Annotated in this window: 13 protein-coding genes; 3 read left to right on the forward strand and 10 right to left on the reverse strand. The window is 71.5% G+C overall.

Translation table 11 applies throughout. The features are described from left to right. Together K4G64_RS35290 and K4G64_RS35295 are read right to left on the reverse strand one after the other, a co-directional pair. Positions 1 to 633, reverse strand: a 633-nt coding sequence (locus K4G64_RS35290) for a TerD family protein (RefSeq protein WP_221759974.1), incomplete at its 3' end; no start/stop codon positions are given. Positions 634 to 775: 142 nt separating this feature from the next. Then, a complete protein-coding gene (locus tag K4G64_RS35295) occupies positions 776 to 1384 on the reverse strand; it encodes a M48 family metallopeptidase (protein WP_221759975.1) in 609 nt (202 codons plus the stop codon). Positions 1385 to 1735: 351 nt separating this feature from the next. Between K4G64_RS35295 and K4G64_RS35300 the strand changes: the two genes are divergently transcribed. After that, complete coding sequence (locus tag K4G64_RS35300) at positions 1736 to 2965, forward strand: ThiF family adenylyltransferase (RefSeq protein ID WP_221759976.1); 1230 nt, start codon at positions 1736 to 1738, stop codon at positions 2963 to 2965. Then, a complete protein-coding gene (locus K4G64_RS35305) occupies positions 2958 to 4328 on the forward strand; it encodes an AarF/ABC1/UbiB kinase family protein (RefSeq protein WP_221759977.1) in 1371 nt (456 codons plus the stop codon). Before K4G64_RS35300 ends, K4G64_RS35305 begins: the two co-directional genes overlap by 8 nt. Positions 4329 to 4344: 16 nt before the next feature. Here the strand turns inward: K4G64_RS35305 and K4G64_RS35310 are convergent, their stop codons facing one another. The 5 genes from K4G64_RS35310 to K4G64_RS35330 all read right to left on the reverse strand — a co-directional run bounded on the left by K4G64_RS35310 (position 4345) and on the right by K4G64_RS35330 (position 8272). Beyond that, positions 4345 to 4563 (reverse strand): hypothetical protein, encoded by a 219-nt coding sequence (locus K4G64_RS35310; RefSeq protein WP_221759978.1) that lies wholly within the window; start codon positions 4561 to 4563, stop codon positions 4345 to 4347. A 160-nt stretch (positions 4564 to 4723) separates the two neighbouring features. Beyond that, positions 4724 to 5047 (reverse strand): hypothetical protein, encoded by a 324-nt coding sequence (locus tag K4G64_RS35315; RefSeq protein ID WP_221759979.1) that lies wholly within the window; start codon positions 5045 to 5047, stop codon positions 4724 to 4726. After that, positions 5044 to 5412 carry a WhiB family transcriptional regulator gene (locus tag K4G64_RS35320; protein WP_004983671.1) on the reverse strand — a complete coding sequence of 123 codons (369 nt, stop codon included), beginning with the start codon at positions 5410 to 5412 and terminating at the stop codon, positions 5044 to 5046. The genes K4G64_RS35315 and K4G64_RS35320 overlap by 4 nt, the downstream gene beginning before the upstream one ends. A gap of 173 nt (positions 5413 to 5585) precedes the next feature. Continuing rightward, positions 5586 to 5912 (reverse strand): hypothetical protein, encoded by a 327-nt coding sequence (locus tag K4G64_RS35325; RefSeq protein ID WP_078885271.1) that lies wholly within the window; start codon positions 5910 to 5912, stop codon positions 5586 to 5588. A gap of 164 nt (positions 5913 to 6076) precedes the next feature. Further along, the gene (locus K4G64_RS35330; protein ID WP_221759980.1) at positions 6077 to 8272 is read right to left on the reverse strand and encodes an ATP-dependent DNA helicase UvrD2; all 2196 of its coding nucleotides are present in this window, start codon (positions 8270 to 8272) and stop codon (positions 6077 to 6079) included. Positions 8273 to 8455: 183 nt separating this feature from the next. On the opposite strand from K4G64_RS35330, the gene K4G64_RS35335 reads away from it, so the two are divergent. Continuing rightward, positions 8456 to 8698: a mycoredoxin gene (locus K4G64_RS35335; RefSeq protein ID WP_221759981.1), complete on the forward strand. Its 243-nt coding sequence runs from the start codon at positions 8456 to 8458 to the stop codon at positions 8696 to 8698. A gap of 91 nt (positions 8699 to 8789) precedes the next feature. Here the strand turns inward: K4G64_RS35335 and nudC are convergent, their stop codons facing one another. The 3 genes from nudC to K4G64_RS35350 all read right to left on the reverse strand — a co-directional run. Next, positions 8790 to 9734 (reverse strand): NAD(+) diphosphatase, encoded by a 945-nt coding sequence (gene nudC / locus K4G64_RS35340; RefSeq protein WP_308122575.1) that lies wholly within the window; start codon positions 9732 to 9734, stop codon positions 8790 to 8792. 153 nt (positions 9735 to 9887) lie between these two features. Next, on the reverse strand, positions 9888 to 11291 hold the full coding sequence (locus tag K4G64_RS35345) for a dipeptidase (RefSeq protein WP_221759983.1): 1404 nt from the start codon (positions 11289 to 11291) through the stop codon (positions 9888 to 9890). A gap of 10 nt (positions 11292 to 11301) precedes the next feature. Continuing rightward, a partial coding sequence (locus K4G64_RS35350; protein WP_221759984.1) for a PD-(D/E)XK nuclease family protein occupies positions 11302 to 11838 on the reverse strand: 537 nt, incomplete at its 5' end.

An 11838-nucleotide genomic window follows, 5' to 3' on the forward strand; every position in this document is an offset into this window, starting at 1 on the left:
GGCCGGAGCGGGTTCCGGAGTGCCGGGGACGCCGAACGCGGGCGGGGCGAAGCCCGGTGCGGCGCCCGCCTGCGGCTGCTGCGGGGCGGGCGCGGGCGTCTCCTCCTCGGCCACCTCGCCGCCGAAGTTCTTCAGCAGCGCGTCCAGGCCGCCGTCGAAGCCCTGCCCGACCGCGGCGAACCGCCAGACGTCCTTCAGGTAGAAGTCGCCCAGCATCACGGCCCGTTCGGTGGAGAACTCCGAGCCGTTGAAGGAGTAGCGCGCCACCTCCTCGCCACCCGCGACGATGCGGATGTAGCCGGAGGCGATCTGCGACATCTGCCCGGCGCCGTCGATCGTCGCCGTGAAGGACAGCTTCTGGATCTGCGACGGGATCCGGTCGAGCGTCACGCGGAAGGACTCCGTGTCGCCCGCCTGGGCGCCCAGGAGCTGAATGGACTCCTCGGGGGACTTCGGCTGGTTGAAGAAGACGAAGTACCGGTCGTCCGAGAGCCGTTCATCGGCGTCGAGGCCGAAGCAGCTGATGTCGAAGCTCAGTCCGGGGCCGGCGATCTGTACACCTACGTACAGATCGGTGCCCGCGGTGAGGTCACTGATCCTGGCCTTGTGGCCGCGTTGGAATTCCCTGGCCATGCGTAACGACCGTCCCCCATCCAGAACGTGATTGCGTCGCGCCAGGCTAACGGCAAACTCGGACACCGGACGAGGTCGGTACAGAGCCGGTACAGAACGGCCGCTCGGCCGTATCGGCTGTTCGCTCGCGGAAAGCGGCCGGTCACCCCGCGGGGCTCTCCCCCCGCGCGCCGGGTACATGGGGCAACCGCTCGGCGGCGACCACGCCTTCGAGGTATCCCCGGGCCCGCTCGGTACGCGGATAGGCCTTGAGGAGTTCCCAGAAGCGTGGTCCGTGTCCGGGGACGAGCAGATGGGCGAGTTCGTGGAGGAGGACGTAGTCGACGACGTACTCGGGCATGCCCTGGAGGCGGTGCGAGAGACGGATGCTGCCCTCGGCGGGGGTGCAGGATCCCCAGCGCGTGTTCTGGTTGGTCACCCAGCGCACCGTCACGGGCCGGGCCCGTCCGCCGAAGTACTGGTCCGACAGGCGCCGGGCCCGCTCGGCCAGCTCGGCGTCGCCAAGGGCCCGCTTGCTCTCCTGGGCGGCCAGCTTGTCGAGCATGACGTTCACCCAGCGCTGCTCCTCCGCCTCGGACATGCGGGCGGGGATGAGCACCACGGTGCGATCGCCCTCGCGGTACGCGGAGACCGTTCTGCGTCGGCGGGTGCTCCTGCGGACCTCGATCGCGCTCGCCCCCGAGCCGCTCGGCGGCTGGCTCGTCTTGCTGCGGTGTGGCGTTCCGGCGCGGTGCAGTGGGTCGGCGGGCACGCCCCGACGTTACCCGCTGCACACGGGGAAGTCCCGACTCCGGGAGGGTTCGGCGCCGCCACCCCCCACCAGCCGCCGGATTTGTACGACGAATACCCGCACCTGTGGACAACTTTCGGCAGCCGGCGGCGGGGTTGGGCATGCTGGATCCCGTCGGCGAAGCGATGGCGGGGCCGGTCCGGGTCCAGGGGCCGTCTGCCGCGCTCGGGTCCTGCCTGCGCCGGGCGCGCCCGTGTCCGGGTGGGGCCCGAGCGGGGACCCTCCTTGCGACCGGCCTGGGCGTGACCCGCCCGAGCCCGCACCTCACTCCGCCGGCATACGAGGACGATCTACGGCAAACGGGGGCCTGTCATGCATCCGATGGTGAAACCCGCGCTCAGGCGCGGCTGGCGCGACCTCAATACCGTGCAGTTCGGCATGACACCGGCGCATGCGATGACTCTCGGTCCGATGGACCTGGCGACGGGCAGCTTCCTCGACCTGTTGAACGGCACGCGGGGACTGGAGCTCCTGCGCGAGGAGGGACGCCGCGTGGACCTGCCCGACGGTCATGTCGACAAGCTGGTGCGAGGGCTCGCCGGGGCCGGGCTGCTGGACGACGCCCGGGGCGGCGGGCCGGCCGCCGACGCCCTGCGGAAGAAGAAGGAGGTCCTCGACCGGCTGCGCCCGGACCTGGCCTCCCTGTCCCTGACGACCTCGGCCCCCGGGGACGCGATCGGGCAGCTGGCCGCCCGGCGCTCCCAGCGCGTGCAGGTACGCGGCGCGGGCCGGGTGGGTGCGGTGCTGGCCTCGCTCCTGGCCGGGGCCGGCGTGGGCGACGTGGACGTGCTCGACGGCGGCCGTGTGGAGCCGTGGGACGTCGCGCCGGGCGGGCTTCCCGCGGAGTCCGTCGGCGACCGGAGGGACGAGTCGGCCCGGCGTGCCGTGCGCCGGGCGGCCCCGGACCGGCCGCGGCGCCGCGCGACGGCCCAGGCATCACGGCGGGAGGAGAACCCGGACGCGGGGGATCCGGGATTCTCGCTGGTGATCATCGCCCCGCGGGACGATGTCGCGGTGCACGCGCCCGACCCGGCAACCGCCGAGCCGCTGATGGCATCCGGGACACCCCATCTGTACGCCGGTGTCGTGGAGGGCACCGGCGTGGTCGGCCCTCTCGTGCTGCCCGGGGAGACGAGCTGCGCGGGGTGTCTGCAGGAGGGCCGAACCGACCGGGACCCGGCCTGGCCGCGCCTGGTCGCCCAGTGGCGCTCCGGCCGGCAGCGGCAGGTCCGGCCCTGCGATCTGACGCTGGCCACGACCGTGGCCGGGCTGGCGGCCGCCCACGCGCTCGCCTTCCTGGACGGCGGTCTCCCCTCCAGCGCCGGGTCACGCTGGGAGGTCTCCGTCCACGGTCTCCGCTGGCATACGCGGTCGATCCGGGCGCATCCGGCATGCCCGTGCGCGGCGGTGGAGAGAGGAAAAGGGGAGCACCTCTCGGAGGACGGGGAGTCGCACGAGACAATGGCGGTGCAACGGCCGTCGGAGCAGTGCCGTGAGGCAGAGGCGGAGCGGCCGGCTGGGACTTGGAGGGCGCATGTCTGATCTTCCCCGGAAGGCGGTTACCCGGACCGCCAAGCTCGCCGCGCTTCCGCTCGGCATCGCCGGGCGGGCGACCTGGGGATTCGGCAAGCGGATCGTCGGCGAATCCGCCGAACTCGTCGGCCGCGAACTTCAACAGCGCACGGCTGAACAGCTGTTCAAGGTGCTCGGCGAGCTCAAGGGCGGGGCGATGAAGTTCGGCCAGGCCCTGTCCGTCTTCGAGTCCGCGCTGCCCGAGGAGGTGGCCGGCCCCTACCGGGCCGCACTGACCAAGCTCCAGGAGGCCGCGCCGCCCATGCCGACCCGCACTGTGCACGCGGTGCTGGAAGAGCGGCTCGGCGAGGGCTGGCACGAGCTGTTCCTGGAATTCGAGGACAAGCCCGCAGCGGCGGCCTCGATCGGCCAGGTCCACCGGGGGGTGTGGCACGACGGCCGCGAGGTCGCGGTCAAGGTGCAGTACCCGGGCGCCGGTGAAGCGCTGCTGTCGGATCTGAACCAGCTGAGCCGCTTCTCACGGCTGCTCGGCCCGCTGATCCCCGGCATGGACATCAAGCCGCTGATCACGGAACTGAAGGACCGCGTCTCGGAGGAGCTGGACTACGGTCTGGAGGCCCAGGCCCAGCAGGCCCACGCGGAGGAGTTCGCGGACGACCCGGACGTGGTCGTGCCGCAGGTGGTCCACCAGTCCGACCAGGTCCTGGTCACCGAGTGGATGGACGGCATCCCGCTGTCGGAGATCATCTCGGACGGGACCGAGGAGCAGCGCGATCGGGCCGGTCAGCTCTTGGCCCGCTTCCTGTTCTCCGGCCCCGCCCGCACGGGCCTGCTGCACGCCGACCCCCACCCGGGCAACTTCCGGCTCCTGCCCGGCGGCCCGGAGGGCGAGGACGACTGGCGCCTCGGCGTCCTCGACTTCGGCACGGTCGACCGGCTTCCCGGCGGACTGCCGGCCACCATCGGCGAGTCCCTGCGGATGACCCTCGACGGGGAAGCCGAGGCGGTCTACGAGCTGCTGCGCGTCGAAGGGTTCGTCAAGGAGACGATAGAGCTGGACCCGGACGCCGTCATGGACTACCTGCTGCCGATCATCGAGCCGGCCCAGGTCGAGGAGTTCACCTTCACCCGGGGCTGGATGCGCAGCCAGGCCGCCCGTGTCGCCGACATCCGCTCCCCCGCCTACCAGCTCGGCAAGCAGCTCAACCTGCCCCCGTCCTATCTGCTGATCCACCGGGTGACGCTGAGCACGATCGGCGTGCTGTGCCAGCTCGGGGCCACAGTGCGGTTGCGCGAGGAGCTGGAGGAGTGGCTGCCGGGGTTCGTCCCGGAGGACCCGGCGGACGGTGAGGAAGCGGTGGCGGAGGCGTGAGTGCGGGCCGTGGGTGTCACCACCAGTCCGAGTCCAGGCGCCCCTCGATGGACCTGAGGTTCTCCCGGGAGCACCTCTCGCAGTAGTGGCGGCGGGTGCCGTCCTCCACGGAGTAGGTCCAGGTGAGCGGCGGACCGTCGGTCAGGGCGTCGGCCGATGTGCCGCAGCGGGCACAGACGAAGCGCTGCGGCTGCGCGGCGGAGCCGTCGCCGGTGCCTCCTGAAGGACTGGTCATCCGGCGACGATAACTCCGCGTCGGGCAACACGCTCCTGGTCCGTGCAACGCACCGCGGGGGCCGGCCCGTTCGGAACGGACCGGCCCCCGCGGTAAGGGGTCGGCGGCGGCAGCCCGGCCTCATGGGCCGGGAGGCCCCCACGTCAGGTGCGGCGGCGGGTTACTGCATGACCGCCATGGCGAGCGCCCGGCGGGCACGCAGTGAAGCGCGCTCCGCCCTGCGCTGCATCCGGCGGGCGGCCAGCAGGCGCAGGGCCTGTCGATCCCGCTCCGCCTCCTGCAGTCGCTCGCGCATATGCGCGCGAGCCATGGCTTCTGGGATGAGTTGCATCTCTCGGGTCCTGTTCTGACGCGAGTCCTTCGCGCCGGTGATGGTGAAGTCTTGGTTCGCGGAACCTGCGGGCTCGTAAGTGGACGGCTTCATCGGGGCCTGCTTCTGGGGGTCGTGCGTGAGGGGACGGTCGATCGTTCCTGCGGTGTTCATGCCGTGACCGGGTTCTTGCGCGGGCGACCACGCGGCCGCTTCCGGGCGACGACGACACCCTGGACGAACAGCTCTCCACCCCAGACGCCCCAGGGCTCACGCCGCTCCTTGGCGCCGGCGAGGCAGGCCTCGACCAGCGGGCAGGTACGGCAGAGGGACTTGGCGTACTCGACGTCCGCGGGCGACTCGGCGAAGAAGACCTCCGGGTCGTAGGAACGGCACGGGACCGGTACGCCGAGGTTCTCGATGGCGTCGTCGAGCGCGGTGAGCGCAGTGAGCGGGGTCAAGGTGGGGTCCTCCGTGGAGCCGGGCTTGGGGATCGTGTCGGAAGGCGGTACGGACGGGGCGTGCGCTTCGAGTTGCACGGTTCGTCTTCCTCGTCTGTTCGTTCCGGCCGGTTGGCCGGGGGGTGGTGGTACCGGGCTCTTTTCTTGTCCCGAGGCTCCTTCGGTCCGTCATCCCTGTTCAGGGACAAACAGAAGGGCCGCGGATCCCGGATGGGGTTCCGCGGCCCTGAAGGCGCCGGCCTGATCTGCGATCAGGCTGGATCACTCCAGGGTTCTGGCCCACGGAAGGCCCACATCTGGTGGTGCTGCGTCGTCTGCTTCCGGAATCCGGCACCGGTTGCCGTAAAGGCATAGGCCTGCGCCTGTGCCGCTACTGCCGCTTCCAGTGCCTTGGTCGGTCGCTCATTGCGCTCGCGGACGGGAAGGCCCGCGGGAGCAGCGGAGGAGGACGCCGGACGGACGGCACGAATGCCGGACAGACCGGTGCCCAGGTTCGAAACGCCGAGCATGCATGCGGAGACGGCCGAGCGATCGGTCATTTTCACGATGCTGACGGAGCTGGTGTTGATGCTGATCACTGGACTCGCCTCCTCTCGGCGTCTCGGGGGACTGGACGAACCAGTCCTGCGGATATGCAAGTACAACACGGAATCAGGGCCTCCGAGAAGGCCGCTGCTCTCGTGCCTAAGAACCTATGGGGATTGCTGGGGCATGCGCAAACTATTTTTTCGACGAGTTCGTGTCAGTCCTGATCTGTGCTCTCGGCGATTGACTGGCCTGCGCAGATGGCCAGTACGTCGGCGCCGTAGCGGGTGAGCTTGCGCATCCCGACGCCCGGGATGCGGGCGAGCTCGCGCTCGTCGTCGGGGGCCAACTCGGCGATCGCCATCAGGGTGCGGTCCGTGAACACGCAGAAGGCGGGCTGGCCGCTACTGCGTGCCTGGTCGGCACGCCATTCACGCAGCCGCTCGTACAGGCCCTCGTTCATGTCGGAGGGGCAGTCGTCGCAGCGCATCAGCTTCATCTCGCCCGGGTCGGTCAGCGTGCGGCCGCAGACTCGGCAGCGGGCGGGAACTCGCTGAGTCCGTCTCGGGGCGGACTCCCTGGTTCCGGGGATTCCGCGCTCGATTCCGCCCGCTCCGCCGGCGGAGGTGCGGCCCGTGGTGGCTGTCGAGCCGGGGCGCAGTCCGTCGAGAAAGCGGCTGGGGCGGCGGTTGGGTCGGCCCCCGGGCGAGCGGGAGAGCGCCCAGGAGACGTGGAGGTGTTCGCGCGCGCGGGTCACGCCGACATAGAGGAGGCGGCGTTCCTCCTCGATCTGTTCGTCGGTCTTGGCGTAGGTGATCGGCATCATGCCCTCGGCCACACCGACCAGGAAGACGACGTCCCACTCCAGGCCCTTGGCCGAGTGCAGGGAGGCGAGGGTGACGCCCTGGACGGTGGGGGCGTGCTGGGCGTTCGCCCGTTCGTCGAGTTCGGCGACGAGGTCGGCCAGGGTGGCGTCCGGTTTGGCGGCGGCGAAGTCCTGGGCGAGGTTCACCAGGGCGGCGAGGGACTCCCAGCGCTCTCGCACGGCGCCGGAGCCGGCCGGTGGCTGCGTCGTCCAGCCCTCTCCCGACAGCACGGCACGCACTTGGGAAGGGAGGTCGACGACGTCGTCGAGGAGCGAGTCGTTGCCGCCGAAGCGGGCGGCGCCGCGCAGGGCGATGCCCGCCTTGCGCACCTCCGGGCGGTCGAAGAACCGCTCGGCGCCGCGCAGCTGGTAGGGAACCGCCGCGTCGGCCAGAGCCTGCTCGTAGGTCTCGGACTGCGCGTTCGTACGGAAGAGGATCGCGATCTCGGAGGCCGGGACCCCCGAATCGATGAGCTCTCGGATCCGGCGGGCCGCGCCTTCCGCCTCGGCGGGCTCGTCGGTGTACTCGGCGTAGACGGGCTCGGGCCCCGCGGGGCGCTGGGAGACGAGCTCCAGGCGGTGGTCGGCGGCCCGGCCACGGGCCTGGGCGAGCAGGCCGTTGGCGAGATGGACGACCTGGGGGGTGGAGCGGTAGTCGCGGACCAGCTTGACGACCGTGGCACCGGGGTGGCGGATGCGGAAGTCGAGCAGATGGTCCGGGGTCGCCCCCGTGAAGGAGTAGATCGTCTGGCTGGCGTCCCCGACCACGCACAGGCTGTCGCGCTCGCCCAGCCACAGCTCCAGCAGGCGCTGCTGGAGGGGGCTGACGTCCTGGTACTCGTCGACCACGAAGTGCTGGTACTGGGCGCGGATCTGCTCGGCGATGTCGTGCCGGTCCTGCAGGACGGCCACGGTCAGCAGCAGCACGTCCTCGAAGTCGATGACGGACCGCTCGCGCTTGACGTCCTCGTAGGCGGCGTAGATCTGGGCGATCTCGGCCGGGTCGCGGGGCGACTCGCGGCCGGCCTTGGCTGCGGCGGGCGCGTAGTCGGCGGGGACGGTCTGGGTGACCTTGGACCATTCGATCTCGGCGGTGACGTCCCGCAGCTCGCCCCGGTCGAGACGGATGCGGCAGGCGGCGGCCGCGTCGGCGACGAGCTGGATCTTGCGGTCGACGAGCCGGGGCATGGCGCCGCCGATCGCTTTCGGCCAGAAGTACTGGAGCTGACGCAGGGCGGCCGAGTGGAACGTGCGGGCCTGGACGCCCGCGGCGCCGAGCTGGCGCAGCCGGCCGCGCATCTCCCCGGCCGCGCGGTTGGTGAAGGTGACGGCGAGGACGCTGGAGGGGTGCAGGACGCCGGCGCGCACCCCGTAGGCGATGCGGTGGGTGATCGCCCGGGTCTTGCCCGTGCCCGCGCCCGCCAGGACGCACACCGGACCGTGCAGGGCCGTCGCCACCTCGCGCTGCTCGGGGTCGAGCCCTTCGAGCACCGCGTCGGCGGAGTCCGGTACCTGCGGGAACAGGGTGGAGTGCGTTGCTGCTGTCACACGGCCATGCTGCCAGGTCGCGCGAGACGGCCGCGCCGGTTGTCCACAGGCGGGCACTGATAGTCGTATTAATGCGGCAGGCGTCACGTCCGGTCGGTGCCGGGGACCGGGAATGGTGGACCTTTCACATACGTTCCACCACTGCGACCACCCGCCCCGAGCCACCTGAGGAGCACGAGAGACATGCTGGGCACTGTGACGATGTACAGCACCACGTGGTGCGGCTACTGCCGTCGGCTGAAGAGCCAGATGGACCGCGAGGGCATCGCGTACACCGAGATCAACATCGAGCAGGACCCGGCGTCCGCGGCGTTCGTGGAGAAGGCGAATGGCGGAAACCAGACGGTGCCCACCGTGCTGTTCCCGGACGGCTCGACGCTCACCAACCCGTCGCTGGCGCAGGTGAAGCAGAGGATCGGCGCCTAGGCGCCGCGTGCTCGTGCGGGGAAGGCGGCTCCTGAGGCAACTCAGGGGCCGCCTTCTCGTGGTCGGTCCTCCCCGCGAGCACGTGGTGGCGTCAGGCGGCGCTCCGCGTCGGGAGCGGCTTGCCGTACCAGAGCTCGATCAGGCGGGCCGCGATCGAGATGCCGTAGGGCGGGAGCACCTCGCCGGACTCGAAGGCGGCGCGCAGGTCCTCGCGGGAGAACCAGCGGGCCTCGTGGATCTCGTCACCGTCGACCTCGATCTCGGTCGAGGTGGCGCGGGCCATGAAGCCCAGCATGAGGCTGGACGGGAAGGGCCAGGGCTGACTGGCGACGTACTCGACCTGGCCGACGCTGATGCCGACCTCCTCGAGGACCTCACGGCGCACCGACTGCTCGATGGACTCACCGGGCTCGACGAAGCCGGCCAGCGTCGAGAAGCGGCCTTCGGGCCAGTGGACCTGGCGGCCGAGCAGGATGCGGTCGTCCTCGTCGGTCACGGCCATGATCACGGCCGGGTCCGTACGCGGGTAGTGCTCCGCGCCGCAGGCCGGGCAGCGACGGATGTGTCCGGCGGCGGCGATGACGGTGCGCTCACCGCAGCGCGAGCAGAAACGGTGCGTGCGCTGCCAGTTCTCCAGGCCGACCGCGTGCACCATCAGGCCCACGTCGCGGGCCGACAGCAGCGCGCCCGCCTCGCGCAGGCCCGCCGGGCGCGCGGACTGGTCCATGCGCCCGGGCAGGGAGTCCTTCTGGAGGGCGAAGTAGCTGACGCCGTCCTCGTCGTTGCCGAGGAAGTAGCGGTGTGCCTCGGTGAGAGGGGCCTCGAAGGACGGGGTCATGACGAGTTCGGTGCGCCCGTCCGCCGTCTCGTCGATGAGGACCTGTCCGCCGGAGACGACGAAGCAGCGCGTCGTCGGGTGGCTCCACGCCGCCGCGAGCCAGGCCTCGTCGAGCCGGTGGTGAGCAGCCCGGTCGATGCCGCTCGGGGCGGTGAGCGAGATGGGGCGGTCGGCGTTGGGGTCGGTCCAGGTGGTCACGGGTGCTTCCAACTCCCCGGTGGAACGGTCGGGTTCGGCGTGCGGTTCAGTGGGACGTACGGCGGGAGGCGACCGGGTCCGGGTGGCTCGGGCGGTGCGGCGGCGCCTCCAGTGTGCCCCGCGCGTGGGCCCCGCCCGGACGGAACGGTGGGCTCAGGGTGCATGGCGCCAGTTCTCGGCGAGGTCACCCCACAGGTACGCGGTGGTCTCGACGCCCTTGAGGAGGAGGTCGAGTTCTACTTTCTCGTTGGGGGCGTGCCAGCCGTCCGAGGGGACGGAGATGCCCAGGAACAGCACCGGGGCGCCGAGGACGTCCTGGAGGTCCGCTGCCGGTCCGGAGCCGCCCTCGCGCGTGAAGCGGACCGGCTTCTCGAAGGCCCGGCCCATGGCGCGGGTGATCGACCGCAGAGCCGGGTGGTCCAGCGGCGTCAGGCACGGGCGCGTGGCCCCGCTGAACGTGATGTCGCAGCGGATCCCCGGCGGCACCTGCTGCTCGGCCCAGGCGCGGACGGCCTTCTCCACATGGCCCGGGTCCTGGCCCGCCACCAGGCGGAAGGAGAGCTTCACCAGGGCGGAGGAGGGGATGATCGTCTTGCTGCCGGGGCCCTGGTAGCCGCCGCCGATGCCGTTGACCTCCGCGGTGGGGCGGGCCCAGATCCGCTCCAGGGTGGTGTAGCCGGCCTCCCCCTGGGCGGCGTACGACTTGGCCGTGCGCAGCCACTGCTGCTCGTCGAAGGGCAGTTCGGCGAGGAGCTCGCGCTCGCGGTCGGTGAGTTCGACCACACCGTCGTAGAAGCCGGGGATCGCCACGCGTGCGTGCTCGTCGTGCAGGGCGGCGACCAGGCGGGCGGCGGCCGTCGCCGGATTGGGCACCGCGCCGCCGAAGGACCCGGAGTGGATGTCCTGGTCCGGGCCGTGCAGGCGTATCTCGCACTCGGCCAGGCCGCGCATGCCGGTACAGACCGTGGGGGTGTCCTCGGACCACATGCCGGTGTCGGAGACGATCACGGCGTCGGCGGTGAGGCGCTCGGCGTGCTGCTCGACCAGGGCCCGGAAGTGCGGGGAGCCGGACTCCTCCTCGCCCTCGACCAGCAGCTTCAGGTGCACGGCCGGGGTGGTGCGGCCGGTGGCGGCGAGGTGGGCGCGGACGCCGAGGGTGTGGAAGAAGACCTGGCCCTTGTCGTCGGCCGCCCCGCGCGCGTAGAGGCGGTTCCCGCGCACGACCGGGTCGAAGGGTTCGCTGTCCCAGCCGTCCTCCCGGGCGGCGGGCTGCACGTCGTGGTGGCCGTAGACCAGCACCGTGGGCGCCTGCGGGTCGTCACAGGGCCACTCGGCGAACACGGCGGGCGCACCCGGGGTCTGCCAGACCTCGGCCGTCGGGAAGCCGGTCTCCTTCAGCTTGGCGGCGAGCCAGTCGGCGCTGCGTCGTACGTCGGGCGCGTGGTCCGGCTGGGCGGACACCGACGGGATGCGCAGCCACTCGGTGAGGTCGTCGAGGAAAGCGGCGCGGTGCTGCTGGATGTACGTACGGACGACGCTGTCCGGGGTCTGGCTCATGGTCACGAGCCTATCGGCCCGCACCGACGTCCTCGGAGTGCGGTTCCTCACCGGGCGGCTCCTCGCTGAGCAGCCGCTCCAGTGCCGCCCGGTCCGGCAGGCCGTCGGGGCGGACGATCTCGCCGCTGCGTACGTAGAGGAACGCGGCCGTGACGGACTCCGGGGGGACGCCCTGCTGCTCGGCCCACGCGATGCGGTAGACGGCCAGCTGGAGGGGGTCCGCGGTGCGTGCGCGGTTGGTCTTCCAGTCGACGATCTCGTAGGTGGCGCCGTCACCGTCGCCCACCTTGTAGACGGCGTCGATGCGGCCGCGTACGACGCGGCCGGCGAGCGCGAGCTGGAAGGGGGCCTCCACCCGGTAGGGCGTGCGGTGTGCGTACTCGGTCTGCTCGAAGGCCTCCTTGAGGGACTCCAGGTCCCGTTCGTCAGAGATCTCCGCTTCGCTGCCGGGCAGCTCCTCCGGCTCCAGCATGGGCAGCGTCAGCTCTTCGAAACGGGCCTCGACCCAGGCGTGGAAGCGGGTGCCGCGGCGGGCGGCCGGCTGGGG

Source organism: Streptomyces sp. WAC04114 (assembly GCF_019733245.1).
GTDB classification, from domain to species: Bacteria; Actinomycetota; Actinomycetes; order Streptomycetales; family Streptomycetaceae; genus Streptomyces; species Streptomyces massasporeus_A.

What these genes read in the sequence shown, in the direction of transcription:
- K4G64_RS35310 (WP_221759978.1), bottom strand. Translation starts at nt 4,563, where the DNA reads ATGACCAGTCCTTCAGGAGGCACCGGCGACGGCTCCGCCGCGCAGCCG.
- K4G64_RS35305 (WP_221759977.1), top strand. Translation starts at nt 2,958, where the DNA reads ATGTCTGATCTTCCCCGGAAGGCGGTTACCCGGACCGCCAAGCTCGCC.
- K4G64_RS35345 (WP_221759983.1), bottom strand. Translation starts at nt 11,291, where the DNA reads ATGAGCCAGACCCCGGACAGCGTCGTCCGTACGTACATCCAGCAGCAC.
- K4G64_RS35335 (WP_221759981.1), top strand. Translation starts at nt 8,456, where the DNA reads ATGCTGGGCACTGTGACGATGTACAGCACCACGTGGTGCGGCTACTGC.
- K4G64_RS35315 (WP_221759979.1), bottom strand. Translation starts at nt 5,047, where the DNA reads ATGAACACCGCAGGAACGATCGACCGTCCCCTCACGCACGACCCCCAG.
- K4G64_RS35300 (WP_221759976.1), top strand. Translation starts at nt 1,736, where the DNA reads ATGCATCCGATGGTGAAACCCGCGCTCAGGCGCGGCTGGCGCGACCTC.